Here is a 25,303-nt window from a genome sequence, read left to right on the forward strand (position 1 = left end):
CCACCCCTCTTCCGACGAAGGAGTCGAGCATGTCCCAGCCGGTCGCGCGCGAGGTGGAGCACGAGATCAAGGTGCACGCGCCCGCGGAGGAGGTCTACCGGCTGATCGCCGAGGTGGCGAACTGGCCGCAGCTCTTCCCGCCCAGCGTGCACGTCGAGCACCTGGAACGCGGTGACGCCCACGAGCGCATCCGCATCTGGGCGACCGCCAACGGCGAGGCCAAGACCTGGACCTCGCGCCGCGAGCTGGACCCCGCGGCGCTGCGCGTCGACTTCCGCCAGGAGGTCTCGCAGGCACCGGTCGCCTCGATGGGCGGCGCGTGGCTGGTCGAGCCGCTCTCCGGCGACGAGTGCCGGGTGCGGCTGCTGCACGACTACCGGGCGGTCGACGACGACCCGGAGCGGCTGGCCTGGATCGACCAGGCGGTCGACCGCAACAGCACGTCGGAACTGGCGGCCATGAAGGCCAACGCCGAGCTGGCCTCCGCCGGCCTGCTGACCACGTTCGACGACACGGTGCGCATCGAGGGCTCGGCGGAGGACGCCTACGACTTCATCAACGAGGCCGCGCTCTGGCAGGAACGGCTGCCGCACGTGGCGCGCGTGTCGTTGCAGGAGGACACGCCCGGCCTCCAGGTCCTGGAGATGGACACCCGCACGAAGGACGGCTCGGTGCACACCACCAAGTCCGTGCGCGTGTGCCTGCCGCACCGGCGGATCGTCTACAAGCAGGTCGTGCTGCCCGCCCTGATGACCCTGCACACCGGGCACTGGCTGTTCGAACCCGATGGTGACGGCGTGGTGGTCACCTCGCGGCACACCGTGGCGATCAACGAGGCCAACATCGCCAAGGTGCTCGGCGAGGACGCCGACCTCGACCGGGCGCGGGCGTTCGTGCGCACCGCGCTGAGCACGAACAGCCTGGCGACCCTCGGCCACGCCAAGGACTACGCCGAGAGCAGGCGGCGCTGATGGCACCCCTGCCGGTGGCGGACCTCACCGCGCTGGCCGCCGGGCACGCCGACCGCGCCGACACCGACCGGGTGTTGAGCCCCGAGGTGGTCAAGGCGCTGGCCGCCGCCGGGTTCGGCAGGCACTTCACGCCCGCGCGGTGGGGTGGCGCGGACGGCACGCTCACCGAGCTGCTGGACGCCGTGTCCGAGGTCGCCGAGGGGTGCGCGGCCACCGCCTGGTGCGCCTCGCTCACCGCGGGCGCCGCCCGGATGGGCGCGTACCTGCCGGAACAGGGCCAGCGGGACCTGTGGGACGACGGGCCGGACGTCCTGGTCGCCGGTGCGCTGATCCCGCACGGCCGGGTCGAGCCGACCCCCGGCGGCTGGCGCCTCACCGGCCGGTGGGACGTCACCAGCGGCGTCGACTTCGCCGACTGGGCCCTCGTCTGCGCGACCGGCGAGGACGACAGCCCGTGGTTCTTCGCCGTGCCCCGCACGGACTTCGAGGTCCTCGACACGTGGTTCCCGGTGGGTATGCGGGGCACCGGCAGCAACACGCTCGTCCTGGACGACGTGCGCGTGCCGGCGCACCGCGGCTTCCCCCGCGAGCGGATGCTGCACGGCCGTCCGACAGGCTCGACGGCCCGCTGCCACACCGCGCCGCTGCGCGTGGTCAGCGGAGTGCTGTTCGCGGCGCCGGCGATCGGCGCGGTCCGCGGCGCACTGGCCGACTGGACCCGGGACACCGCCGCACGCACCCTCCCGCCGGACCGCGCCCGCTCGACGCGCATCGCCCTGGCCCGCACCGCCGCCGCCGTGGACGCCGCCGACCTCCTGCTGCGCCGTGCGGCCGGAGTCGCCGACCGCGGTGCGACCCCCGAGGAGGCCGTGCGCAACCCCCGTGACTGCGCCTTCGCCGTCGACCTGCTCGTGGACGCGGTGGAACGGCTCTTCCGCGCCGCCGGATCACGGGGCCAGCGCGGCGTCGTCTCGCGCGCGTGGCGGGACGTGCACAGCCTCGCGGGCCACGTGGCCCTCCAGTTCGACACCGCGGGCGCCGCCTACGGCGACCACGCGCTCGACCGACCAGCGGAAGGAACGACCGCATGACCCGGGCACCACTGGACGTGGAGACCTCCGTCCCCGCCGAGCTGTACGCCGACGTGCAGCAGTTCTACGCCTGGCAGATGGGCCTGCTCGACGACGGCAAGCCCGACGAGTGGGCCGACACGTTCACCGTCGACGCGGTGTTCGGCGAACCCGGCAAGGCGGGCGGCTTCAGCGGCCGGGAGGCGATCCGGGCCTCGGTGCGCGAACGCGCCGAGCGGCTGGCCGCCGAGGGCGTGGTGATCCGCCACTGGTTCTCGATGCTGGTCGTGCGCCCGCAGCCGGACGGCACGCTGCGCACCCGCAACTACGCGCTGACCCTGGCCACCCCGCGGGGCGGCGCGCTCACCGTGCGCGGCCACGCCGTCTGCCACGACCACCTGGTGCCGGACGGCGACCGCCTGCTGGTGGCGCACCGGCTGATCCTCCCCGATGGCCGATGACCCGCCGGCCGACACACCGGCTGACCCGCCGGATGGCCCGCCCGGTGGCACCCGACCGACGAGTACGGAGTGGACGATGAAGTTCGGCGTCGTGTTCTTCCCGACCGTGGGACCGGAGGACAAACCGGCCCACCAGTACTTCGACGAGTGCCTGCGGCTGGTCGACCTGGCCGAGGAACTCGGCTACGACCACGTGAAGATGGTGGAGCACTACTTCTTCGCCTACGGCGGCTACAGCCCCGACCCGGTGACGTTCCTGGCCGCCGCCGCGGGCCGCACCAAGCGCTTGCGCCTGGGCACCAGCGCGACCATCCCGGCGTTCGTGCACCCGGTGAAGCTCGCGGGCAAGCTCGCCATGCTCGACAACATCTCGCACGGCCGGGTGGACGCGGCGTTCGGCCGCGCGTTCCTGCCGGACGAGTTCAAGGCGTTCGGCATCCCGATGGACGAGAGCCGGGACCGCTTCGTCGAGGGCGTCGAGGCGGTGAAGCTGTTGTGGACCACGGAGGACGCCGAGTGGAAGGGCACCTTCCACGAGTTCGGCCCGGTCACCCTCCTGCCCCGGCCGGTGCAGCGCCCCCACCCGCCGGTGTTCGTCACCTCGGCCCGCAGCGTCGACTCCGTGGTGGCCGCGGCCCGCGCGGGCCACCACCTGCAGACCGTGCCCAACGCGATGACCGTGGACGAGTTGCGGGAACGCGTCACGGTCTTCCGCCGCGAGTGGGCCGCCGCCGGCCACGACCGGCCCGGCCAGATCCACCTCACCTTCCCGTGCGTGGTCGCCGAGGACGAGGGGGAGGCCATCGCGCGGGGTCGGCTGGACGAGGAGCGCAACACCGTCGCCATCAGCCAGGCCGTGCGCGCCTGGCAGGACACCACCAGCACCGCCTACCCCGGCTACGAGAAGCTCGCCGACATCGGCAAGCGCGACCTGTTCGACCAGAAGCTGGCCGACGACAAGCTGCTGATCGGCACACCCGACCAGGTGGCGGCCCAACTGCGGTCGATCGCCGACCTCTACGGCGACGACCTGACCCTGAGCCTGGGCATCCACTCCGGCCACCTCCCGGTCGAGCAGGCGGAAACCACCCTCCGCCTGCTCGCCGACCGGGTCATCCCACACCTGAGGCGGGAACCGTGACCGACACCCCGAACCGGACGGTGACCGTCATCGGCGCGGGCACCATCGGCCTGAGCTGGACGGTCCTGTTCCTCGCCCACGGCAACCACGTGCGCGTCAACAGCCGCAACCCGGACGCCGAACGCCTCGTGCGCGACGCCGTCGAGCTGTTCGCGCCCGGCCTGCGGGGCGGGGGAGCGGACCCGGCGGAGCTGGTCTCACGCCTGGAGTTCCAACCCGACCTGGACCGCGCCGTGGAGGGCGCGGACGTCGTGCAGGAGAACACCCCGGAGAACCTGGAGCTGAAGCAGGAGCTGTTCGCCCGCCTGGGCAAGGCGACCGCGCCCGGCACCCTGCTGCTGTCCTCCACCTCCACCCTCCTGCCGGACGACCTCGGCGCCACCACCGACGACGCGTCCCACGTGGTCGTCGGCCACCCGTTCAACCCGCCGCACGTCGTGCCGCTGGTGGAGGTGGTGGGCGGCACCCGTACCGCACCGGAGGCCATCGCCCGCACCACCGCCTTCTACCGCTCCCTCGGCCGGGTGCCGGTGGTGCTGCGCAAGCCGATCGCCGCGTTCGCCGCCAACCGGCTGCAGTCCGCGCTGCTCCAGGAGAGCATCCACCTGGTCCGCGAGGGCGTGGTGACGGTCGAGGAGCTGGACGCGATCGTCACCAACTCCATCGGGCTGCGCTGGGCGACCGTAGGCCCTTTCCGCGCGTTCCACCTCGGTGGCGGTCAGGGCGGCCTGCGCAAGTGGCTGACCACCCTGGGCGCGGGCCTCGAACGGGGCTGGCGCGGTCTGGGTCAGCCGCGCATGGACGAGGAGACCCTCGAACTCCTGCTCGCCCAGGCCGAGGAAGCCTTCGGCGACCGGACGTTCGAGGACCTGTCCACCGAACGTGACGCCAAGCAGAACGCCATCCTGACCGCTCTGTCCGAAGTGGACCGCCACCGTGCCGATCCCTGACCGGCGGCAGGCGGCCGGGATGTCGTTGCACGCCGAGGTGCAGCGCTTCTACGTCCACCAGCTCGGCCTGCTCGACGACGACCGGCCGGACGACTGGGCCGACCTGTTCACCCCGGACGCGGACTTCCGCGAGGTCACCGGCACCCGGCTGCACGGACGCGAGGAGATCCGCGCGTCCGTGCGCCGCCGTCACGAGCACGTCGTCACCACCGGGCTCGACTTCTTCCGCCACTGGCTGGGGATGCTCCAGGCGAGCGCAACCCCGGCGGGCACCGTCCACGCCCGGTCCTACGCGCTGGCCATGTACACCCCGGCGGACAACGCCTTGCGCGTCTACGTCAACGTGGTGTGCGAGGACGTCCTCATCCCCCACGGCAGTACCTTCATGGTCCGATCACGACACCTGCGCGCGGACGGCCGCTGACCTCCACCCCCGGTCCAGCGGTCCTCGAGCCGCCGGCGGCACAGTCGAACCATGAGCCGGAAACCCCTTCGCAGATGGCTGATCACCGGTGCCTCCCGCGGCCTGGGCCGGGCGTTCACCGAGGCGGCGCTCGACGCCGGTGACACCGTCGTGGCCACCGCCCGCACCCCGGAAACCCTGCACGACCTGGTGGAGCTGCACGGCGACCGAGTGGTCCCGATGCTCCTCGACGTCACCGACCGCGCCGCCGTGTTCGCCACCGTCAACGCCGCGGCCGACCGCGTCGGCGGCCTGGACGTGCTGGTGAACAACGCGGGTTACGGCCTGTCCGGCGCGGTGGAGGAGATCTCCGAGCAGCAGGTCCGAGCCCAGATGGACGTGAACTTCTTCGGCGCGCTTTGGTGCGCCCAAGCCGTCCTGCCCGTGATGCGCGGACAGCGCTCCGGGCACCTGTTCCAGATCTCCAGCATCGCCGCGCTGACCGCGTACCCGAACCTGGGCGCCTACTGCGCCAGCAAGTGGGCGCTCGACGGGCTCAGCGACGCGCTGGCGCAGGAGGTCGCCGCGTTCGGCATCGGCGTGACCATCGTGGAACTGGGCGAGTTCCGCACCGACTGGAGCGCGGGCAGCATGGACCGCGCCACTCCGATGCCCGAGTACGACGAGGTGCTGGCCAAGCGCCGCATCGGCATGTCGGGCGCCTACGCCCACCTCCAGCCCGGCGACCCGCGCAAGGCGGCCGAAGCGCTGCTCGCCGTGCTGGACAGCGGTGAACCGCCGCGCCGCCTCCTGCTCGGCAGCGGCTGCGCCGACTTCGCGCCGAAGGTGTACCGCGACCGGATCGAGGAGTGGTCCCGCTGGGACGAGCTCGCCCGCTCGGTCGACCACCCCGCGTAGCACCGTCCACAGTAGAGGGATTTAGTGGCCCTCAAGCGCGCGCTGGCAGTCGCTCCAGGTGGGTGCGGGAACGTGGTCCGCACTGAAGTGCGAGGAGGGCGAGCGTGTTCGAGAACCTGGCGGGTTTCTTCGACTGGCTGGACGAACGGAGGTCCGCGAACTCCTACGAGGTGTCCGTGGTGGGCCTGGACGAGCTCGACGGGTGGCACACGGATCCGCAGACCGGCAACGTGGCGCACGCCAGCGGGCGCTTCTTCTCCGTCGAGGGCATCGAGGTGCACACCGACCACCGGGAGGTGGCCTCCTGGACGCAGCCGATCATCATGCAGCCGGAGATCGGAATCCTGGGCATCCTGGTCAAGGAGTTCGACGGCGTGCCGCACTGCCTGATGCAGGCGAAGATGGAGCCCGGCAACATCAACCTGGTCCAGCTGTCGCCGACGGTCCAGGCGACCAGGAGCAACTACACCCGCGTGCACCAGGGCAACCCCGTGCCGTACCTGGAGCACTTCCTGTCACCCCGGTCCGGCCGGGTGGTGTTCGACTCGCTGCAGTCGGAGCAGGGCTCGTGGTTCCTGAACAAGCGCAACCGCAACATGATCATCGAGGCGGACGGTGACGTGACCGTCCGGGACGACTTCTGCTGGCTCTCCGTCGACCAGCTCCAGCAGCTCGTGCACGTGGAGAACCTGGTGAACATGGACTCCCGCACGGTGCTGTCCGGGATGCCGTTCCTCGCGCCGGGCACGGCCGACGAAGGCGCCCGGCACACCACCGAGGAGCTGCTGAGCTGGTTCACCGAGGCCAAGTCCCGCTACACGCTGGACCGGCGCGTCATCCGGCTGTCGGACGTGAAGAACTGGATCAGGTCGGCCGACGCGGTCAGCCACGAGTCCGAGCGGTTCTTCCGGGTCGTCGGCATCTCCACGCGGGCCAGCAACCGGGAGGTGGGCAGCTGGTCGCAGCCCATGTTCGCGCCCGCGTCGCGCGGTGTGGTCGCGTTCGTGGCCAAGCCGTTCGGCCCGGACGGTGTGCTGCACCTGCTGGTGCACGCCCGCACCGAGCCGGGCACGGGCGACGTGGTGGAGATGTCGCCGACCGTCGCGTGCTGCCCGGAGAACTACGACGACTTCCCCCGCGACCTGCGTCCCCGCTACCTCGACTACGTCCTGGCCGCGTCCGCCGGGCGGGTGCTGGTCGACGTCGTGCACTCCGAGGAGGGCGGCCGGTTCTACCACGCGGAGAACCGGTACCAGGTCGTGCTGGCCGACGACGACTTCCCGACCGAGGTGCCGGAGGACTACACGTGGATGACGGTGGACCAGCTCACCGGTTTCGTGCGCTACGGCAACCACGTCAACGTCGGCGCCCGGTCGTTGCTGACCTGCCTCGCGCGGTGAGGCACCGATGACCGTCGACCTCGACGACCCCGGTGCGCTCGCCGCGGCCCGGTTCAAGGACGCGATGGCCCGCTTCCCCAGCGGGGTCACCATCACCACCACGCTCGACGCGGAGGGCAGGCCGCACGGCTTCACCGCCAGCGCGTTCTGCTCGGTGTCGCTGGACCCGCCGCTGGTGGGCGTGTGCCTGGCCCGGTCGGCGACGTGCCACCCCGTGTTCGCCGAGCGCGACGGGTTCGCGGTCAACGTGCTGCGGCCCGAGCAGGCCGACATCGCGGAGCGGTTCGCCCGCAAGGACGTGGACAAGTTCGGCGACGGCGCGTTCCGCTCCACCGCCACCGGCCACGTGGTGCTGGACGAGGCGCTGGTGGTGCTGGAGTGCACGGTGCACAGCAGGCACGAGGCCGGCGACCACACCATCCTGGTCGGCGAGGTCCGCTGGACCCGCTTGGGCACGGGCGAGCCGATGGTCTTCTTCGACCGCGGTTTCCGCCGTATCGCCGCCACCGCGCACCCCGATCGCACCGACCGACCCGGCAGTCGCGCCGCGGGCGGCGGACGACGTGAATCCGAGGAAGAGCAATGGTGAACGAACCCATCCGCCTGGCCGTGATCATGGGCAGCACCAGGGCGGGCCGCTTCGCGCCGACCGTGACCAGGTGGTTCGTCGCCCAGGCCGAGGCCAGGCAGGACGTGGTCGTCTCGCTGGTCGACCTCGCCGAGGCGAAGCTGCCGGAGGTGCTCGGCATCCCGGGCCAGGACGTGGTCTCCGAGCTGGGTGACGTCCTCGACGCGGCGGACGCCTTCGTGGTCGTGACGCCGGAGTACAACCACAGCTTCCCGGCCGCCCTCAAGACGGCCGTCGACTGGTACTTCGACGAGTGGGCGGCCAAGCCGGTCGGGTTCGTCTCCTACGGCGGGCGCGGCGGCGGCCTGCGCGCGGTCGAGCACCTGAGGCAGGTCTTCGCCGAGGTCAACGCCGTCACCATCCGCGAGGCGGTGAGCTTCCACGGCGCGTGGCGCAGCTTCGACGCGGACGGCAGCCCGCGCGACCCGGCCGAGTGCAACGCGGCCGCGAAATCCATGTTGGACCAGTTGTCCTGGTGGGCGGTCTCGCTCGCCGAGGCCAGGGCGAAGCGGCCGTTCCGGGCGTGAGCGCCGACGCCGGCCGTAGAGGAGGAAGTCATGCGCACCATTCCGGACACCACCGCGGAGCGGAAGAGGTGACCGCACCCCTGCGCCTGGGCCTGATGGGCTGTGCCGACGTGGCCACCCGCCGCGTCCTGCCCGCCGTGGCGGCGACCGAGGGCATCGAGCTCACCGCCGTCGCCAGCCGCGACCCGGCACGGGCCCTGCGGGTCGTCGAGGCGTTCGGCGGCACGGTCGCCGAGGACTACGCGGCACTGCTGGAACGCCCGGACGTGGACGCGGTCTACCTGCCGCTGCCCTCGGGCCTGCACGCGCCGTGGGTCCGCCGGGCACTGGACGCCGGGAAGCACGTGCTGGCCGAGAAACCGCTCACCACCGACCTGGCGGAGACCGTCGACCTGGTCGACCGCGCCACCCGGGCCGGGCTGGTGCTGCGGGAGAACTTCATGTTCGTCCACCACGCGCAGCACCGCCGGGTGCTGGAGCTGCTGGCGGACGGCGCCATCGGGCGGCTGCGGTCGTTCTCCTCGACGTTCGCCATCCCGCCGCGTCCGCCCGGCGACATCCGCTACCAGCCCGCACTCGGTGGCGGCGCGCTGTTCGACGTCGCCGCCTACCCGCTGCGCGCCGCGCAGATGGTGCTCGGCCCGGGCCTGGACGTGGTGGGCGCGACCCTGCGCCACGACCACGCGCTGGGGGTGGACGTCGGCGGCGGCGTCCTGGTGCGCGACGCCGACGACGTCATCGGCCACCTGGCGTTCGGCCTCGAACACCGCTACACGTCGCGCTACGAGCTGCTCGGCAGCACCGGCAGGCTCACGCTCGACCACGCGTTCACCCCGCCCTCCACGCACCGGCCGGTCCTGCGGCTCGACCGGCAGGACCACGTCGAGGAGTTCGCCCTGCCCGCCGACGACCAGTGCGCCAACGCGGTCGCGGCGTTCGCGCGGGCCGTGCGCGAAGGTCCCGTCGCCGACCCCACCACGGTCCTCCAAGCCCGACTCGTGGACAGCAGCCGCCGTGCGGCCGGGCACGTACCGAACCAGCAACCGGATGGGACACCGCATGGATGACACCAAGGCACACATCCTCGATCTCGTGCGCAAGTACCACGTGGAGCGGTCCCGCCCGGGTTTCAGCCCCGGCGAGACCCAGCTCCTGGCCTCCGGCGCCACGCTGGACGAGGAGGACCGCGTCGCGCTGGTGGAGGCGGCGCTGGAGATGCGCATCGCCGCCGGCGTCAGCTCGCAGCGCTTCGAGCGGGAGTTCGCCCGCTACTTCGGCCTGCGCAAGGCACACCTGACCAACTCCGGCTCGTCGGCGAACCTGCTCGCGCTCAGCGCGCTGACCTCACCGCTGCTGGAGGAGCACCGGCTGCGGCCGGGCGACGAGGTCGTCACGGTGGCGGCGGGCTTCCCGACCACGGTCAACCCGATCGTCAACAACGGCATGGTGCCGGTGTTCGTGGACATCGAGCTGGGCACCTACAACACCACCCCGGAACGGGTGGAGGCGGCGATCGGACCCCGCACCAAGGCCATCATGATCGCCCACTCGCTCGGCAACCCGTACGCGGTGGAGGAGATGGCGCAGCTCGCCCAGGACCGCGGCCTGTTCCTGGTCGAGGACAACTGCGACGCGGTCGGCACCACCTACAAGGGCAGGCTGACCGGCACGTTCGGCGACCTGGCCACCACCAGCTTCTACCCCGCGCACCACATCACCACGGGGGAGGGCGGCTGCGTCACGACGGACAACCTGGCGCTGGCCCGGATCGTGGAGTCGATGCGCGACTGGGGTCGCGACTGCTGGTGCGAGCCGGGGCAGGACAACAAGTGCCTCAAGCGGTTCGACCAGCAGCTGGGCACGTTGCCGCACGGCTACGACCACAAGTACATCTTCTCCCACGTCGGCTACAACCTGAAGTCGACGGACCTGCAGGCGGCGCTCGGCCTGACGCAGCTGCGGCGGATCGGGGAGTTCGGCGAGGCGCGCCGGCGGAACTGGGTGCGGATGCGGGCGGCCCTGGACGGCCTGCCGGGCCTGTGGATGCCGGAGCCGACGCCCGGCAGCGACCCGAGCTGGTTCGGCTTCGTCATCACCGTCGACCCGGAGGCGAACTACACCCGCCGCGCGCTGACCGACCACCTGGAGGCCAACCGGATCAGCACCCGGCGGTTCTTCGGCGGCAACCTGACCAGGCACCCCGCCTACGTCGACGTGGAGCACCGGGTCAGCGGCACGCTGGAGAACAGCGACACCGTCACCGAGCACACGTTCTGGGTGGGCGTGTACCCGAGCCTCACCGCGGAGATGATCGACCACATCGCCACCACCATCAAGGACTTCGTGGTGGCGAACGCCTGAGGTGCCGGACCGTCGGCGAAGGGCGCCGGTGCGGAGGTCCGCACCGGCGCCCTTCGGGTTCACGCCACCAGAGCCGCCGGGGCCGCCGGGGTCACTGGAGCAGCTGGCCGTGCAGCGCCTGCGTCTCCGGTGACGGGTCGATGCCCAGTTCGTCGCTCAACGCGCTGCGCAGCGACCGGTACACGCGCAACGCGTCGCTGCGCCGCCCACTGCGCTCCAGCACGCGCATGAGCTGCTGGTGGAACCACTCGTCGAGCGGGTAGACGGCGGCCACGCCGCGCAGCTCGCCGACCAGTTCCCGGTGCAGGCCGAGCTCCATCTCCGCCTCGATGGCGAGCTCCAGCGTGTTGCGCTGCCGCTCCTGCAGGTCCAGCACGTACGCACCCAGCTCGGCGCCCAGCTTGACGTTGGCCAGCGGGTTCTCCGTCCACAGCCGCAGCGCGGCGCGCAGGTCCGCCGACGCCTCGCCGAACCGGCGCTGGGCGAAGTGCCGCTTGCCCCGTTCCCTCAGCTCCTCGAAGACCTGGAGGTCGAGCTGCCCCGGTTCCACCACGAGGGCGTAGCCGGGTGCGCGGGTGATGAGCACGTCGTCACCGCTGCGGGCGAGCTGTTCCCGCTCGAACAGCCTGCGCAACTGGTAGATGTAGGTCTGGATGGTGGTCAGCGCGCTGCGCGGCGGGTTGTCGCCCCACAGCTCGTGGACCAGGGACTCGGTCCGGACCGCGCGATTCGCCCGCACCAGCAGCAGCGCCAGCACTTGGAGCACCTTCGGGGTTTTCGGCGCGCAGGTTCGGTGCCCGTTCCAGATCTGCAGCGTGCCGAGCGTGCGGAATCTGAGGTTGCCCGCCGATTCGTCGTCGATCCGGCGTCCCGCCGACAGTTCCGGCGCGGGTATCGGTCCGTGCTGCCGGGTGGTGCGATCGAGCGCCAAAGACCTCGTGGAAACCACTGTCCGATCCCCCATCATCGTCTTCGTGTCGCACGCGCAGGCGCTGTGCGTTTCCGTGCCGAGACGAGAACGGCGACGCGCAAAGCCGCCGGCCGATGAACTATTGCGTGGTCGACCCCCAGGGTCTTCTCGGAAACTCCGGGCAGCACGGTGCCGGTTCGCTGCCGGTAAATACACACCGCTGTCCATCGGCTGCACAACGTTATCAGCCCTGCGGAGCAGCGGCAAGAACGCCCGGCGCGCGCGAGTTCGGGTCCACGGACCGTCACGAGGTGCGCCGCCTCCGCCGGCGGGCCTTCGTTCGGCCCAGCCACTTTGTCACCGGCTGTGGTTCAAGCCTTGATTGCGTGACCTTCGAGTCGGCATCGAGTCCTGCGATCGACAATCCTCCTCATATTTGTCGGGAGACGCGGGTCATCTCGGTTCACACCTGGTGGAAATCGTGTGAACGGGCTCGCCGACTGCGGTGGGAGGTGCCGTTGCTGCCTCGTCGGGGTCCTGCTAGCGTCCAACTGGACAATTATCGCGGAAGCCGGACGGAATGCTTCTTCGCGAGGTCACGCCAGGGGGAGTTTCCAACACTCATGGAATCAGAATTCGACCCGGGCGACGACCGGGAGTCCGCGCCGGCACCGGTCGGCGATCCCGATGGCACCGCCGGTGGGGGTTACCGGGGTCCGGTCAGGTTCTCCGTGCTCGGCCCCGTCGAGGTGTGGCTGGGTGAGCGCGACTGCACCCCGAAGGCACCCAAGGTCCTCCAGGTGCTGGCCTTCCTGCTGCTGCGCGCCAACCGGACCGTCCGCACCGAACCGCTCATCCAGGAGCTGTGGGGCGAGGACCCGCCGCGCAGCGCCCTGACCACCATCCAGACCTACGCCTACCAGCTGCGCAGGCTGTTCGTCCGGGAAGGACTGGCCGAGAACGGCGAGGACATGCTGGTCACCCGGTCGCACGGCTACGCGCTCTACGTGGAGCCGGAGCAGTTGGACGTGCACCGGTTCTGGGCGCTGCGCGACGAGGGGAGGGCGCTGATGCAGCAGAACCGGTTCGCCGAGGCGGCGCCCAGGCTGCGGGCCGCCCTCGACCTGTGGTCGGAGAACCCGCTGGTGAACGTCCGGCTGGGCGCCCACCTGTCCGCGTACGTGGTGGACCTGCAGGAACAGCGCCGCAACACGCAGCAATTCGCGATCGAGGCCGAGATGGAACTGGGCCTGCACCGGGAGCTGATCGGTGAACTGCGGGCGATGACCGCCACCCACCCGCTCGACGAGTGGTTCCACTGGCAATTGATGATGGTGCTGGACCGCAGCGGCCGGCGCAGCGAGGCGTTGCACGTATACCGCTCCCTGCGCAGCACGTTGAACGACGAGCTCGGTATCGACCCGTCGCGCGAGGTCCAGGAGCTGCATTCGCGGCTGCTGTCCTGAGTCGCCACGCCGTTTGCGCCACGCCGTTCAAGCCACACCGGCCGCGGGGGCACCGGAAAGGTGCCCGCCGCGGCCGGCTTATGTTTAGCGGGTGTTACGCCGTGATTTCGATTTCCAGCATCTGGCTGTAATCGGAGTGCGGGAGCTGGTGGCAGTGCACCACGTAACGCCCGGTGAAGTTCTTCCAGGTCAACGCCAAACGCACGGTGTCGCCCGGGGCCACCATCACCACGTCTTTTTGTCCCGCCTCGGCGGGACGGACCGGCACGCCGTTGCGGTCGAGCACCCGGAACTGCGTCTGGTGCGTGTGGAAGTTGTGGTTGAGGTGGAAGTTCGGCGCGGGCGCTGGTGCGTCCGCGTTCACCACCGTCCAGATCTCCGTGGTGCCCAGTTTCGCCTGCACGTCGACCCGGGCGGGGTCGTAGACCTGGCCGTTGATGGTGTACCGCGCCTGGGCCGCATTCCATTCGAGCACGAATCGGCGTTCGACCGTCGCCGGCGGCAGCGCGGCGGCGGCCAGCAGCACCGGCGGCACCCGGCTGTCGTCGTACGCCGGGAAGCCCACGTCGAACCGCAGCACGTCGGGGTTCTCGGTCGCCAGCGCCGAGGTGTTCTGCAGCACCACCGACGTGCCCGGCTTGTACCGGGAGAAGTCGACCACGACGTCGGCCCGTTCGCCCGCGGACAGCCGCAGCTCCGTGAGCCCCACCGGGGCGGCGAGGAAACCACCGTCCGAGCCGATCTGGACGAACTCGCCGCCGTCGGCGAGCCGCAGGGACATGAACCGGTCGACCGAGACGTTGTAGACGCGGAAGCGGTACTTGCGCGCGGCGACCCGGAAATGCGGCCGTTCCCGGCCGTTGACCAGCAGGTGCGGCCGGGACTGGGCGCGGGTGAAGGTCAGCGTGCCGTCCTGCTCGATCCGCGCGTCCCGCAGCTGCAGCTCGACCTCGTACTTGCCGCTGGGCAGCTTCAGGCCGCGTTCGTGCTCGTCGGTGACCACGTAGGACGCGTGCAGTCCCCGGTAGACGTTCTCCGCTTCCAGCCCGTGCGCGTGGTCGTGGTACCAGAGCGAGGCCGCGGCCTGCGCGTTCGGGTAGTGGTACTCCCTGGTGGCGCCCGGCTTGAGCAGGTCCATCGGGTGGCCGTCGTGGCCGGCGGGGACGTGCCCGCCGTGCAGGTGCACGGACGTGTCGACGGCCAGGCCGTTGTGGTGGCGCACGACGACCTGCCTGCCGCGCGCCGCGCGGATCGTCGGGCCGGGGAACGAGCCGTTGTAGGTGCGCACCCCGGTCACCAGGCCCGGGATGACCTCCGCGGTGGTGTCGAACATCCTGATGTCGTAGAAGTCGGTGTCGCGCGTCCGCGAGGTCGGCCGGAGCACGGTGGGCACCGGCATCTCCGCCGCGAACGGCGTGGCGGACGCCGGGTCGGCCGTCGAGGTCAGCTCCGCCACGGCGGCCTCGACGGGGACGGCGGCGACGATCCCGCCGACGACGGCGAGCTTCAACACATCTCTGCGAGTTGCCATTGTTCGCCTCACTGAGCGGGTTCGGCCGGCACGTCGGCCGGTTTGCCAGGTCCGGGGTGGTCCGCGAGCCACCGGGCGCCGCCGATGACGGCCACGACGAGCGCGAGCAGCACGCTGTACCGGAACGCGCCCGCCGCACCGACCGCCGCCACCTCCGGCAGCACGTCGAGCCCGCCGGTGGTGGCGCGCACCGCCACCCAGCTCGTGGCGACGGCGGCCACCGCGCCCGCGACGCCCGCGGCGAACGCGAACACCAGGCGTGCGACCAGGTCGTCGGCCCGCCGCCGGCGTGACACCAGCGACCTCGCGACGACCACCGCGGCGGGCAGGGTGAACAGCACCGCGTAGGCGGCGAACGCCACCAGTCCCGCGTAGTGGGGGAGCGGTTCGCCCACGATCGGCGCCGGCCCGGCCGGCGTGCCGCCGTGGCCCGCACCGTGCCCGGCCCCGGCATTCGCCACGCGCACCCCCCGGTAGTCGTCCACCACACCCACGACCACCATCGCGATCACCGCCGCCTGCGCCGCGCCGAGCACGACCAGCGGCCACGCACTGGGTCTTCCGGGCATGAGTCCACCAACCGACGTGCGGAATTCCGGGTTACGGCTGAATCGTCGCCGCTCCCACTCGGGACCCACTCGAAGATCGCTCGACGCCCACCCCCACCCACCACGGGACCGCCGGGTCCACTCCACCCCGGCCGTCCCGCCCGAGGCCCGCCTGCCGCACGCCGCCGGTCCGGCTCGGTGGCGCGTTACTCCGCCGTCGCCGTGGCGGGCTTGGTCGTGCGCGGTACTGCGAAGGCTGGGATCAGGGCCAGGACCGTCGTGCCCAGCACCCACCAGAACGTCTCGCCGTACGCCCCCGCGACCTCCGTACCCGCCGCCGTAGGTGAGATCGACGCCAGCGCCACGGCCAGCACGACCGCCACCCCGGCCGCACCCGCCGAAGCGCCCAACCGCTGCACGATGCTGATCGCGCCAGTGGCCTGGGCGATGTCGTCGGCCGCCATGCCCCGGTACGCGGCGGTCAGCACGGAGATGCCGATGAGCCCGAGGCCGAGTCCGCGCACGAACAGGGACGCGCCGAGCAGCACCTCGTGCGGTTGGGCCGAGAGCTGCGTGAACACCACCGTGCCCGCGATGGTGCCCACCACACCGGTCAGCACCAGCGGTCGGGCGCCGTAGCGGTCGGCCAGCACGCCCGCGAAGATCACCGCCAGCAGCGTGCCCGCGCCCTGCGGTGCGAGCAGCCAGCCGGTGGTCGCCGCGTCGTGCCCACCCACGCGGGTGAAGAACAGGGGCAGCACGACGAGTGGCGCGTAGCTGCCGACGCCGTGCAGGAACGTCAGCGCCGCCGACGACGAGAACCCGCGGAAGCGGAACAGCCGGAGGTTCACCAGGGGTTCGGGCACCCGAAGGGCGTGCACGCAGAACCACGCGATCAGCCCGACGCCGACCAGCAGCACCGAAGCCACCACCGGGTCGGTGAACGCGGACGGCGAGTCGATCCGGGAGAACCCGTAGACCACCAGCACCAGCCCCGGCGGCAGCAGCAGCATGCCGACCCAGTCCACCGACGTGGCGCGCCGCGGCCCGTTCGCGGGCATGAAGCGCAGGGCCAGCACCAGCGCGAGCAGGCACAACGGCACGTTGATCAGGAACACCCAGCGCCAACCGAGCCCGTCGACGATGAACCCGCCGACCACCGGCCCGAGCACCGGCGCCGCCAGGCCCGGTATCGAGACCAGGCTCATCGCCCGGCCGAACCGCTCCGGCCCCGCCGCCCGCGCCAGGATCGCCTGGCACAGCGGCAGGACCATCCCGCCGCCGATGCCCTTCAAGGCCCGGAACACCACCAAGCTCGTGGTGTCCCACGCGAGAGCGCACAGGACCGACCCGACCAGGAACGAGACGATCGCGAAGTGCCACATGGTGGTGGACCCGAACCGGTCGGCACCCCACCCCACCAGCGGCGTGATCAGCGCCAGGCTGAGCAGGTAGGACGTGGTGACCCAGACGACCGAGCCGTCGGTCGTGCCGAAGTCCCGGGCGATGGCGTCGAGCGCGACCCCGACGATGGTGGTGTCCAGCAGCGCGGCCACCGCGCCGACCACGACCGTCCCGGCCAGCACGACGAGCGGCCGGTCCAGTTTCTGCCTGCCTTCGGCGACCATGCCGCGACAATAGCGGTGAAAATTTCACCCGATACCGCCCGGTACCCCGGTTCAGCCATTTGCCGGTGGGTATACCGAAGCTTTCCGGTGGAATGCCGGAAACCGGTGCCGCCGATTCTTCCGGCGGCACCGGTCGCATTACCCGTCGCTCACCCCAGGGTGAGCACCACCTTGCCCCGACCGTGGCCGCTGCCGGCGTCACGGTGCGCTTCCACGGCGGAATCCACCGGGTAGACCGCCCTCAGGTGCACGTGCAGCAACCCCCGGCGGTACAGGTCGACCATCTCGGTGAGCCGGGCCGCGCTGCGCACACCGGTCCAGTTGTGCACGCCCAGCGCGGCGATCTCCTCGGTGTGGACCATGGTGACCACCCGGGCGATGTCCTTGGTGACCGCCACGGCGGCCTTGAGGCCGTCGACGGCCGCGCCCAGCGAACCGTCGACGCCGTCCGGCGCCACCTCGCGGACGCGGTCGACCAGACCGTCGCCGTAGGCCACCGGCACCGCGCCCAGCGCCCGGAGGTACTCGTGGTTGTCCGGGTGCGCCGTGCCGATCACCAACGCCGCGCCACGCCGGGCGGCGAGCTGCACGGTCATCGTGCCCAGACCACCCGCCGCGCCGTTGACCAGGACCGTTTCCCCCGGTGCGACCTTCATCTGCTCCAGCGCCATGTGCGCGCCCTGCGCCGCGCCGGAGAACGCGCCGGCCACCTCCCAGGGCATCCCGGACGGCTTGGCCACCACCTGGTCGGCGCTCACGACGACGAACTCGGCGTAGCTGCGCAGCGTGGCGAAGCCCAGCACGGCGTCGCCCACCGCGACGGTGTCGACGCCCTCGCCGACCTGGTCGACGACCCCGGCGAACTCGTTGCCGGGCACGATCGGGAAGTCACCGGTCAGGGCGGTGGGGAACCCGCCCTCGCGCGCCCGGACGTCGAACGGCATCACGCCGGCCGCCTTCACCCGGACCCGGACCTGGCCCGCGCCGGCCGTCGGCTCGGCCAGCTCGACCACCTTCAGGACTTCGGGCGGGCCATAAGTCGAAAAGGTCACAGCTCTCACGAAAAGAATCCCCCATCACGGCCATTGCCGTTGCGGTGTCGGAATAGGACGACGACGAATGCGGTGCGCACGACAAGGCGGTGGGCGACCCACTCCGACCGCGACCGTACCACGCGGTCAACCCCTCTCCAAGGTACTCCGCACGGCGGCTCAAGCAGACCTTGAGCCGTTCGTGTGGTCGCACTTCAGACCCGGCGGCCAGACTTCCGCACTGTCCGAGGAACGAATCACTGGGGATGTCTGCCGCAGTCGATGCTCCCGGTACCACGAAAAGGACGGATATGACGCTTACCGACGTCCGGACCACATCAATGGCGAAGCTGCTGGTCGCGGCGCTCGCCGCCACGGCCGTGGCGGTGTCCGGCACCGCGAGCGCCGACCCCGCCGCGCAGAACGCCGGTCCCCGGGACCTGGGCACGTTGCCCGGCGGTGAACTGAGCTGGGCCTACGGCATCAACGACCACGGCGTGGTCGCCGGGTTCTCGGAGATCGCCGGTGGCAAGTCGCGCGCCGTGCGCTGGGACGCCAGTGGCCGCATCCAGAACCTCGGCGTGCTGCCCGGGTACGCCGAGAGCAGCGGTTTCACCATCAACAACTCGGGTGTCGTGGCGGGCCGGTCCTACAACGGCCACGTGGTGGAGGAAGCGGCCACCGTGTGGGACGAGGCGGGTCGGATGACCAAGCTGCCCACCCTGCCCGGCGCCAAGCTCAACCGCGCCTACGCGATCAACGACATCGGCACCGTCGTGGGCGTGTCCAGCAACGCGGCCAACGTGTTCCAGGCGGTCCGCTGGAACAAGGACGGCACGCTGACCAAGTTGCGCGGCCTCGGCGAGGGCGAGCCGTTCAGCGGTTCGGCCTGGATCAACGCGGGCGGCACCACGTCCGGGTTCTGGGGCTCGGAAGCCGTGCTGTGGGGCCCGGAGGCCGATCCGGCGCCGCGGCTGCTGGAAAACCTGACCCTGCCGTCCGGCCCGACCATCGACAAGGCGTACGCCCTGAGCGACACGGGCATCCCGGTCGGCGCGGCGATCGACAAGGGCGGCTTCACCCACCCGGTGAAGTGGAACAGCGAGGGCAAGGTCACCGAGCTGCCGATGCTGCCTGGTGACGTGGCCGCCGCCGCGTACGGCGTGAGCAACGACGGTTCCGCCACCGGCTACTCGATGAACCCGATCGGCGTGAAGCGCGCCGTCCGGTGGAACGCCGCGGGTGAGATCTCGCTGATGGTGCCCACCACCACGGCCAGCGAGGGCTACATGATCAACGAGCGGCGCACCGCCGTCGGCGTGATGACCACCCGCACCAACAAGATCCACGCGGCGCTCTACAACTGAGCGGCGGACGCCTCCGGGTCCGCGCGGGCAGGCTCCGGCCGCCCGCGCGGACCTCCCACACCGACATCGGGGGACGCGCATGACGGACTTGTCCGACCAGGTCGCGCTGGTGACCGGCGCGGGTCGGGGCATCGGCAGGCAGATCGCGCTGTCGTTGGCCGCGGCGGGCAGCCGGGTGGCCGTGCTGGCCAGGACCGGTGCGGAACTGGAGGAGACCGCGGCGCTGGCACCGCCGGGTCGGGTGCTGCCCGTCACCGCGGACATGACCGACGAGCGGGCGGTGGGCGCGGCCGTCGACCGGGTCGCCGACCGCTTCGGGCCGGTGACGCTGCTGGTGAACAACGCCGCCGTGTACGTGCCGGGCCAGCCGCCGCTGTGGGAGTCCGACTTCGCCGACTGGTGGCGGGTGTTCGACGTGAACGTGCGCGGCCCGCTGGTGTGCGCCCGCGCCGTGCTGCCCACCATGGTCGCCCGCGACATCGGCCGCGTGATCACGGTCGGCAGCGACAGCGGGGTGCTGCCCGGTCCGCTCAACCCGTACCCGCTGAGCAAGAACGTGCTCGTCCGCGTCACGGAGTCGCTCACCGAGTCGCTGGCCGCCGCGGGCAGTTCGGTGCGGGCGTTCACCATCTCGCCCGGCACCGTGAAGACCGCGCTGACCAGTTCCTTCGTCGCCCGCTACCCCGACCAGGAGTGGACTCCGGTCGAGTGGAGCGGCCGGTTGGTGGTCGACCTCGCCTCGGGCCGGTACGACGCGCTGCACGGCCGGTACCTGTCGGTCTTCGACGACCTCGACGTGCTGCTGACCCGTGCCGACGAGGTGCGCGAGCGCGAGCTGCTCGTCCAGCGGATGCGCGTGCTGGAGCCGGCGCCGGGGGTGGCGCGGTGAAGGGGATCATCCTCGCGGGCGGGCGCGGGACGCGGTTGCACCCGGCCACCCTGGGCGTGTCCAAGCAGCTCCTGCCCGTCTACGACAAGCCGATGGTCTACTACCCGCTGTCGGTGCTGATGCTGGCGGGCATCCGGGAGATCCTGGTGATCTGCTCGCCGCCGGACCTCGACGGTTTCCGCCGGCTGCTCGGCGACGGCGGCAGGCTCGGCCTGTCCATCGACTACGCCGTGCAGGACGAGCCGCGCGGCCTGGCCGACGCGTTCCTGATCGGCGCCGACCACATCGGCGCGGACCCGGTGGCGCTGGTGCTGGGCGACAACCTGTTCCACGGCCGCGGTTTCCCCGAGCTGCTGCGGCGGGCCAGGCGTGACCTCGACGGCTGCGTGCTGTTCGGCTACGAGGTGCGCGACCCGGAGCGCTACGGCGTCGGCGAGGTGGACGCCGGGGGACGGCTGATCTCCCTGGAGGAGAAGCCCGCCCACCCGCGCTCGAACCACGCGATCACCGGCCTGTACCTCTACGACAACGACGTGGTGGACATCGCCCGCGGCGTGCGGCCCTCCGCGCGCGGTGAGCTGGAGATCACCGACGTCAACCGGGTCTACCTCGACCGCGGCCGGGCCAGGCTGGAGAACCTCGGCCGCGGCTTCGCCTGGCTCGACACCGGCACGCACGAGTCGCTGCTGGAGGCGGCCGAGTACGTGCGCGTCATGGAGAACCGGCAGGGCATCCGCATCGCGTGCGTCGAGGAGGTCGCGCTGCGGATGGGCTTCATCGACGGGGCGGCCTGCCACCGACTCGGCGAGCAGCTCGCCGGTTCGGCGTACGGCGAGTACGTGATGCGAGTGGCGGCGGCGGAACCGGCGCGGCTCGGCGCGCGGTCGGCCTGAACGGCTCCGCCGCCGCGATGTCCACGACCACGATGCGGAGTGCCCGATGTACCTCAACGACGGCGAAGCCGACCTCTACGACCTGCTCTACCAGGACCGCAAGGACTACCGGGCCGAGGCCGAACTGGTGGCCCGGCTCGTGCGGGAGCGCACCGCGGACCCGACCTCGCTGCTCGACGTGGCCTGCGGCACCGGCCTGCACCTGGCCGCGTTCGCCTCGGTGTTCGACCACGTCGAAGGCGTCGACCTGGCCGAGCCGATGCTGGCCGTGGCGCGACGGCGGCTGCCGGGCGTGCCGCTGCACCTGGCCGACATGCGGGACTTCCGCCTCGGCCGCGAGTTCGACGCGCTGGTGTGCATGTTCAGCTCGATCGGCTACCTGCGGTCCACAGTGGACCTCGACCGCGCGCTGGTGAGCATGGCGCGTCACCTGTCGCCCGGCGGCGTGCTGGTGATCGAACCGTGGTACTTCCCGGAGAACTTCCTGGACGGCCACGTGTCCGGCCACGCCTTCACGGTGGGCAACCGCACCATCTCGCGGGTGTCGCACTCCACCCTGGACGGTGACGCGGCCCGCATGGAGATCCACTACGTGGTGGCCGAGGGCGGCGTCGGCGTGCACCACCGCAGCGAGGTCGACCGGCTGACGCTGTTCGCCCGGGACGACTACGAGCGGGCCTTCCGCCAGGCGGGCCTCAAGCCGGAGTTCGTCGGCTCCGAGGGCTCCGGGCCGGGCTTCTTCGTCGGCGTCGCGGAATGACCGCCCGCCTTCCGGCACACACCAACCGCTCCAGGACTGGGGGAACGACGTGAGGATCGAGTCCGGATCACCCGCGCGGTTACCGCGCTTCCTCGGCGTCGCCGTGCTGGCGGCGGCGCTGACCACCGGTGCGGCGACGTCCGCGACGGCCACCACCGCACCGGTCGGCCACGAGTTGGCCGCCCTGCCCGGCGGCACGACCGGTGGCGCGTACGGGATCGGCGAGCGGGGCGTGGTGGTCGGCTACTCGTCCACGGCGTCCGGCGCGAACCGCGCGGTGCGCTGGGACAACGGCGTGCCGACCGACCTCGGCACGCTGCCGGGCGACACCGACAGCACCGCGTACGGCGTGAACCGCGCCGGCACCGTCATCGGCCGGTCCGTGCTGCCCGGCACGCACAACCGCGCCGTGCGCTGGGACGGCGCGGGCCGGCCGACCGAGCTGCCGGGCCTGCCCGGTGCCACCATCGCCCGCGGCTACTCCATCAACGACGACGGCACGGCGGTGGGCATCTCCGTGGTCGCCGGCGGGTACCACGCGATGAGGTGGAGCCCGACCGGCCAGGCCGCCGAGCTGTCCCCGCTGCCCGGCGACACCGGTGCGGCGGCCGGCTGGGTCAACGCGGCCGGTGTCGTGGCCGGGTTCTCCCTGACCGCCGAAGGCGTGGCGCGGCCGGTGCTGTGGCGACCGAGCGGTGCCGTGACCCGGCTCGCGGTGGTGCCCGGCCACAGCTCCGGGCAGTCCAGCGCGATCAGCGACGCGGGCCTGCCGGTCGGGAACTCCTACACCCCGGACGGCGTTTCGCACGCGGTGCGGTGGAGCCTCGACGGCCGGACGGTCACCGAACTGCCCGCGCTGCCGGGTGACGTCGGCACGGCGGCGTACGGGGTGAACCGGGACGGCTGGGTCGTCGGCTGGTCGAGCACCCCCGCCGGCGTGCACCGGGCGGTCCGCTGGAGCCCCGCCGGTGTCGTGTCCGTGCTGCCGTCCGCCGGGGCGGGCGCGGCCGAGGCGTACGCGGTGGGCCGCAACGGCGCGGTGGTCGGGTTCCACACCGCGGCGGACGGCAGGACCCGCGCGACGCTGTGGGCGTGCTGACGCGGTGGGTTCCGCTGGTCGCGGTGGCGTTGGTGCTCGCCTCGGGCGGAACCGCCACCGCCGCCACCGGAACCATCCACTTAGGAACGCTACCGGGCGGGACCACCAGTTGGGCGTACGGGATCAACGACCGCGGCACGGTCGTCGGTTTCTCGGACGCGGCCGGCACCGGGCCACGCGCGGTGCGCTGGGACCGGGGCGTCCCCACCGACCTGGGCACCCTGCCGGGTGACACCGAGAGCACCGCGTACACGGTCAACGACCACGGCGTGGCGGTGGGCCGGTCGTACACACCGGGGAGCGCCAGCGCGCGGTGCGGTGGGACCGGCGCGGCAGGACCGCCGAGCTGCGCGGGCTGCCGGGTGCCGTGCTCGACCGGGCCTACGCGATCAACGACGCCGGCACCGCTGTCGGGGTCTCGCTCACCGCGGACGGCGTGCTGAACGCGGTGCGGTGGAACCGGTCCGGCGCGTTGACCCGGCTGCCCCCGCTGCCCGGTGACGTCGGGACCGGCGCGGGCTGGATCAACGGCGCCGGTACGTCGGTCGGGTTGTCGTCCACCCCGGACGGCACGACCCGCGCGGTGCGGTGGGACGAGTCCGGTGCGGTCACCGCGCTCGGCGCCCTGCCGGACCACGCCTGGAGCAAGGCGTTCTCGGTGGACGAGCACGGTGTCGTGGTCGGCACGTCCCACGCTTCGGCCGATTCGCCGACGCACGCCGTGCGATGGCGCGAGGACGGCTCGGTCGTGGAACTGCCCGCCCTGCCCGGCGACGTCGCCGCCGCGGCGTACGCGGTGGACGACGGCTGGGCCGTGGGCTGCTCCACGTCGGCCACGGGCGTCTCGCGACCGGTCCGCTGGAGCCCTTCCGGCGAGGTCGTCGCGCTCGGCCCACCCGGCGAGGCCTACGCCGTCACCGGTGACGGCGTGGCGGTGGGCTCCACCTCCACGTCCGCGGGCACGACGAGCGCCACGCTGTGGCGTGCTCCGAGGTAGGCGACCACCGTTCGGCGAAGGCCCCGGGAGCACACCGCTCCCGGGGCCTTCTTCCTGCCCTGCCGGCGGTTCTTGAGCAGGCGTTGAACGTCGGCGGGCATCGTCGGGTCGACAGTCGGGAAACAGCCACCGCCCAGCGGATCGAGGTCGACGCAATGCGCGTTCTGTTCACCATGTCCCCGGGACTCGACCACGTCTACCCGGCCATCGGCCTGGCGTGGGCGCTGCGCACCGCCGGGCACGACGTCCTGTTCGCGACCTCCGGCGAGTCGGTCGGCGCGGCCGTCCAGGCGGGGTTCCCCGTGGTCGACGTCTCGCCCGGCGCGCAGGCCCGGTTCGACGCGATCTTCCCGCGGGTCGGCCCACGGGAGGTGCGGGCGAAGGCCATGCGGGAGCGCGGGCTGGCCATGGTCGACTCCCAGGCGACGCCCGAGATCATCCTGAAGAAGTTCGGCGAGGTCAGCGCCGTGATGGCCGAGCGGACCCTGGAAGTGGCCAAGGACTGGCGGCCGGACCTGGTGGTCTACTCCCGGTTGCAGGGCGCCGGTCTGCTCGCCGCCCGTGCGCTCGACGTGCCGGCGGTGGAGCACGGGTTCAGCTTCCTGCGCGAGGGCGACATGCCCGCACGCTTCCTGCCGCACCTGGCCGGTCTGTTCGAGCGGTTCGGCGTGCCGGTCGAGCTGCCCTCGGTCACGTCGGTCTACATCGCTCCCGAGCACATGATGCACGGCCGGGGCGAGGGGTTGACGATGCGGTTCGTGCCTTACCACGGCGGCGGTGAACTGCCGGGGTGGCTGGTGGAGCCGAAGCGTCGCCCGAGGGTGTGCGTCACGTTGGGCACGACCGTCCCGCATGTGGCGGGCGTCGGCAGCCTGGAGGGCCTGCTGGGCGCGATCGACGGGGTGGACGCGGAGTTCGTCCTGGCGCTGGGCGACGACCCGGAGCTGGACGGGTTCGGCACCCTGCCCGACAACGTGCGCGTCGTCGGCTGGACCCCGTTGAGCACGCTGCTGCGGTCGTGCGACGGGATCGTCCACCACGGCGGCTCGGGCACCACGCTGGCCTCCGCGCACGCCGGTGTCCCGCAGCTGGTCATGCCGCACGGCGCGGACAACTGGATCAACGCCGCGATGATCGAGCGCTGCGGGCTCGGGATGAGCCGGGAGCCGCAGGACGTCGACCGGACCGTCGTCGAAGCGCTGCTGCACGACGCCGACCTGGCCGCGTCGGTCGCTACCGCCGCCGCGGACCTGGCCGCGCAGCCCGGTCCGGACGCCTTGGTCCCCCGTCTGGTGGACCTGACCCGCACCACGACTTCGGTGTGACGGGTGTCACCCTATACCTCGGGTTAACT

General features: G+C 71.9%; 25 protein-coding genes and 1 pseudogene. 21 read left to right on the plus strand and 5 right to left on the minus strand.

The genetic code is table 11. From position 1 onward, the window contains the following. The first annotated feature begins 29 nt into the window (after window positions 1-29). The 12 genes from B0I31_RS30555 (at window position 30) to rfbH (ending at window position 10,830) form a co-directional block, all read left to right on the plus strand. Window positions 30-971, plus strand: a complete 942-nt coding sequence (locus tag B0I31_RS30555) for an aromatase/cyclase (protein ID WP_106618846.1) — start codon at window positions 30-32, stop codon at window positions 969-971. Beyond that, window positions 971-2,062, plus strand: coding sequence for an acyl-CoA dehydrogenase family protein (locus B0I31_RS30560; RefSeq protein ID WP_106618847.1), 1,092 nt, complete (start codon window positions 971-973; stop codon window positions 2,060-2,062). The genes B0I31_RS30555 and B0I31_RS30560 overlap by 1 nt, the downstream gene beginning before the upstream one ends. Beyond that, window positions 2,059-2,502: a nuclear transport factor 2 family protein gene (locus tag B0I31_RS30565; RefSeq protein WP_106618848.1), complete on the plus strand. Its 444-nt coding sequence runs from the start codon at window positions 2,059-2,061 to the stop codon at window positions 2,500-2,502. Before B0I31_RS30560 ends, B0I31_RS30565 begins: the two co-directional genes overlap by 4 nt. A 76-nt stretch (window positions 2,503-2,578) precedes the next feature. Continuing rightward, window positions 2,579-3,643 carry an LLM class flavin-dependent oxidoreductase gene (locus tag B0I31_RS30570; RefSeq protein ID WP_106618849.1) on the plus strand — a complete coding sequence of 355 codons (1,065 nt, stop codon included), beginning with the start codon at window positions 2,579-2,581 and terminating at the stop codon, window positions 3,641-3,643. Then, on the plus strand, window positions 3,640-4,593 hold the full coding sequence (locus B0I31_RS30575) for a 3-hydroxyacyl-CoA dehydrogenase NAD-binding domain-containing protein (RefSeq protein ID WP_219910868.1): 954 nt from the start codon (window positions 3,640-3,642) through the stop codon (window positions 4,591-4,593). The genes B0I31_RS30570 and B0I31_RS30575 overlap by 4 nt, the downstream gene beginning before the upstream one ends. Then, entirely contained in the window at window positions 4,580-5,017 is a 438-nt protein-coding gene (locus tag B0I31_RS30580; protein WP_106618850.1) for a nuclear transport factor 2 family protein, read from the plus strand. The genes B0I31_RS30575 and B0I31_RS30580 overlap by 14 nt, the downstream gene beginning before the upstream one ends. A gap of 51 nt (window positions 5,018-5,068) precedes the next feature. Continuing rightward, complete coding sequence (locus B0I31_RS30585) at window positions 5,069-5,914, plus strand: oxidoreductase (RefSeq protein ID WP_106618851.1); 846 nt, start codon at window positions 5,069-5,071, stop codon at window positions 5,912-5,914. 104 nt (window positions 5,915-6,018) lie between these two features. Continuing rightward, window positions 6,019-7,314 carry an NDP-hexose 2,3-dehydratase family protein gene (locus tag B0I31_RS30590; RefSeq protein WP_106618852.1) on the plus strand — a complete coding sequence of 432 codons (1,296 nt, stop codon included), beginning with the start codon at window positions 6,019-6,021 and terminating at the stop codon, window positions 7,312-7,314. 7 nt (window positions 7,315-7,321) lie between these two features. Next, window positions 7,322-7,903: a flavin reductase family protein gene (locus B0I31_RS30595; protein ID WP_106618853.1), complete on the plus strand. Its 582-nt coding sequence runs from the start codon at window positions 7,322-7,324 to the stop codon at window positions 7,901-7,903. Beyond that, window positions 7,897-8,469 carry an NADPH-dependent FMN reductase gene (locus B0I31_RS30600; RefSeq protein ID WP_106618854.1) on the plus strand — a complete coding sequence of 191 codons (573 nt, stop codon included), beginning with the start codon at window positions 7,897-7,899 and terminating at the stop codon, window positions 8,467-8,469. The genes B0I31_RS30595 and B0I31_RS30600 overlap by 7 nt, the downstream gene beginning before the upstream one ends. A 68-nt stretch (window positions 8,470-8,537) precedes the next feature. After that, a complete protein-coding gene (locus tag B0I31_RS30605) occupies window positions 8,538-9,536 on the plus strand; it encodes a Gfo/Idh/MocA family protein (RefSeq protein WP_245950558.1) in 999 nt (332 codons plus the stop codon). After that, window positions 9,529-10,830 (plus strand): lipopolysaccharide biosynthesis protein RfbH, encoded by a 1,302-nt coding sequence (gene rfbH / locus B0I31_RS30610; RefSeq protein ID WP_106618855.1) that lies wholly within the window; start codon window positions 9,529-9,531, stop codon window positions 10,828-10,830. The genes B0I31_RS30605 and rfbH overlap by 8 nt, the downstream gene beginning before the upstream one ends. 91 nt (window positions 10,831-10,921) lie before the next feature. On the opposite strand, the gene B0I31_RS30615 is transcribed toward rfbH, so the two are convergent. Then, entirely contained in the window at window positions 10,922-11,761 is an 840-nt protein-coding gene (locus B0I31_RS30615; RefSeq protein ID WP_245950559.1) for an AfsR/SARP family transcriptional regulator, read from the minus strand. 602 nt (window positions 11,762-12,363) lie between these two features. Here B0I31_RS30615 and B0I31_RS30620 point away from each other — a divergent pair. Beyond that, window positions 12,364-13,206 (plus strand): AfsR/SARP family transcriptional regulator, encoded by an 843-nt coding sequence (locus B0I31_RS30620; protein WP_106618857.1) that lies wholly within the window; start codon window positions 12,364-12,366, stop codon window positions 13,204-13,206. Window positions 13,207-13,300: 94 nt separating this feature from the next. On the opposite strand, the gene B0I31_RS30625 is transcribed toward B0I31_RS30620, so the two are convergent. The 4 genes from B0I31_RS30625 to B0I31_RS30640 form a co-directional block, all read right to left on the minus strand. Then, on the minus strand, window positions 13,301-14,737 hold the full coding sequence (locus B0I31_RS30625) for a multicopper oxidase family protein (RefSeq protein WP_106618858.1): 1,437 nt from the start codon (window positions 14,735-14,737) through the stop codon (window positions 13,301-13,303). 8 nt (window positions 14,738-14,745) lie between these two features. Next, window positions 14,746-15,306 (minus strand): hypothetical protein, encoded by a 561-nt coding sequence (locus B0I31_RS30630; RefSeq protein ID WP_146174000.1) that lies wholly within the window; start codon window positions 15,304-15,306, stop codon window positions 14,746-14,748. 185 nt (window positions 15,307-15,491) lie between these two features. Further along, window positions 15,492-16,913, minus strand: coding sequence for a DHA2 family efflux MFS transporter permease subunit (locus B0I31_RS30635; protein ID WP_106618860.1), 1,422 nt, complete (start codon window positions 16,911-16,913; stop codon window positions 15,492-15,494). 149 nt (window positions 16,914-17,062) lie between these two features. Next, window positions 17,063-17,965 carry an NADP-dependent oxidoreductase gene (locus B0I31_RS30640; RefSeq protein ID WP_342751516.1) on the minus strand — a complete coding sequence of 301 codons (903 nt, stop codon included), beginning with the start codon at window positions 17,963-17,965 and terminating at the stop codon, window positions 17,063-17,065. Window positions 17,966-18,255: 290 nt separating this feature from the next. On the opposite strand from B0I31_RS30640, the gene B0I31_RS30645 reads away from it, so the two are divergent. From B0I31_RS30645 to B0I31_RS30680, 8 genes and pseudogenes are all read left to right on the plus strand, one after another. Then, window positions 18,256-19,311 carry a hypothetical protein gene (locus B0I31_RS30645; protein ID WP_146174001.1) on the plus strand — a complete coding sequence of 352 codons (1,056 nt, stop codon included), beginning with the start codon at window positions 18,256-18,258 and terminating at the stop codon, window positions 19,309-19,311. Window positions 19,312-19,390: 79 nt separating this feature from the next. Beyond that, window positions 19,391-20,200: an SDR family NAD(P)-dependent oxidoreductase gene (locus B0I31_RS30650; protein WP_106618863.1), complete on the plus strand. Its 810-nt coding sequence runs from the start codon at window positions 19,391-19,393 to the stop codon at window positions 20,198-20,200. Next, on the plus strand, window positions 20,197-21,093 hold the full coding sequence (gene rfbA, locus B0I31_RS30655) for a glucose-1-phosphate thymidylyltransferase RfbA (protein WP_106618864.1): 897 nt from the start codon (window positions 20,197-20,199) through the stop codon (window positions 21,091-21,093). The genes B0I31_RS30650 and rfbA overlap by 4 nt, the downstream gene beginning before the upstream one ends. Before the next feature lie 46 nt (window positions 21,094-21,139). Then, window positions 21,140-21,853, plus strand: a complete 714-nt coding sequence (locus B0I31_RS30660) for a class I SAM-dependent DNA methyltransferase (RefSeq protein WP_106618865.1) — start codon at window positions 21,140-21,142, stop codon at window positions 21,851-21,853. Window positions 21,854-21,902: 49 nt separating this feature from the next. Next, a complete protein-coding gene (locus B0I31_RS30665) occupies window positions 21,903-22,952 on the plus strand; it encodes a hypothetical protein (RefSeq protein ID WP_106618866.1) in 1,050 nt (349 codons plus the stop codon). Window positions 22,953-22,984: 32 nt separating this feature from the next. Further along, window positions 22,985-23,170 (plus strand): annotated as a pseudogene (locus B0I31_RS43145) (hypothetical protein); the annotation flags it as partial. Window positions 23,171-23,265: 95 nt separating this feature from the next. Further along, complete coding sequence (locus tag B0I31_RS42110; RefSeq protein WP_181320541.1) at window positions 23,266-23,949, plus strand: hypothetical protein; 684 nt, start codon at window positions 23,266-23,268, stop codon at window positions 23,947-23,949. A 155-nt stretch (window positions 23,950-24,104) separates the two neighbouring features. Next, on the plus strand, window positions 24,105-25,274 hold the full coding sequence (locus B0I31_RS30680; protein WP_106618869.1) for a nucleotide disphospho-sugar-binding domain-containing protein: 1,170 nt from the start codon (window positions 24,105-24,107) through the stop codon (window positions 25,272-25,274). The last annotated feature ends 29 nt before the right edge of the window (window positions 25,275-25,303 follow it).

Source organism: Saccharothrix carnea, from assembly GCF_003014735.1.
Lineage (GTDB): Bacteria > Actinomycetota > Actinomycetes > Mycobacteriales > Pseudonocardiaceae > Actinosynnema > Actinosynnema carneum.

Excerpts from the sequence above, each read along its gene's own strand:
- B0I31_RS30555 (WP_106618846.1), top strand. The coding sequence starts at position 30 with ATGTCCCAGCCGGTCGCGCGCGAGGTGGAGCACGAGATCAAGGTGCAC.
- B0I31_RS30560 (WP_106618847.1), top strand. The coding sequence starts at position 971 with ATGGCACCCCTGCCGGTGGCGGACCTCACCGCGCTGGCCGCCGGGCAC.
- B0I31_RS30565 (WP_106618848.1), top strand. The coding sequence starts at position 2,059 with ATGACCCGGGCACCACTGGACGTGGAGACCTCCGTCCCCGCCGAGCTG.
- B0I31_RS30570 (WP_106618849.1), top strand. The coding sequence starts at position 2,579 with ATGAAGTTCGGCGTCGTGTTCTTCCCGACCGTGGGACCGGAGGACAAA.
- B0I31_RS30585 (WP_106618851.1), top strand. The coding sequence starts at position 5,069 with ATGAGCCGGAAACCCCTTCGCAGATGGCTGATCACCGGTGCCTCCCGC.
- B0I31_RS30595 (WP_106618853.1), top strand. The coding sequence starts at position 7,322 with ATGACCGTCGACCTCGACGACCCCGGTGCGCTCGCCGCGGCCCGGTTC.
- B0I31_RS30600 (WP_106618854.1), top strand. The coding sequence starts at position 7,897 with ATGGTGAACGAACCCATCCGCCTGGCCGTGATCATGGGCAGCACCAGG.
- rfbH (WP_106618855.1), top strand. The coding sequence starts at position 9,529 with ATGGATGACACCAAGGCACACATCCTCGATCTCGTGCGCAAGTACCAC.
- B0I31_RS30620 (WP_106618857.1), top strand. The coding sequence starts at position 12,364 with ATGGAATCAGAATTCGACCCGGGCGACGACCGGGAGTCCGCGCCGGCA.
- B0I31_RS30625 (WP_106618858.1), bottom strand. The coding sequence starts at position 14,737 with ATGGCAACTCGCAGAGATGTGTTGAAGCTCGCCGTCGTCGGCGGGATC.
- B0I31_RS30630 (WP_146174000.1), bottom strand. The coding sequence starts at position 15,306 with ATGCCCGGAAGACCCAGTGCGTGGCCGCTGGTCGTGCTCGGCGCGGCG.
- B0I31_RS30635 (WP_106618860.1), bottom strand. The coding sequence starts at position 16,913 with ATGGTCGCCGAAGGCAGGCAGAAACTGGACCGGCCGCTCGTCGTGCTG.
- B0I31_RS30645 (WP_146174001.1), top strand. The coding sequence starts at position 18,256 with ATGACGCTTACCGACGTCCGGACCACATCAATGGCGAAGCTGCTGGTC.
- B0I31_RS30650 (WP_106618863.1), top strand. The coding sequence starts at position 19,391 with ATGACGGACTTGTCCGACCAGGTCGCGCTGGTGACCGGCGCGGGTCGG.
- B0I31_RS30660 (WP_106618865.1), top strand. The coding sequence starts at position 21,140 with ATGTACCTCAACGACGGCGAAGCCGACCTCTACGACCTGCTCTACCAG.
- B0I31_RS30680 (WP_106618869.1), top strand. The coding sequence starts at position 24,105 with ATGCGCGTTCTGTTCACCATGTCCCCGGGACTCGACCACGTCTACCCG.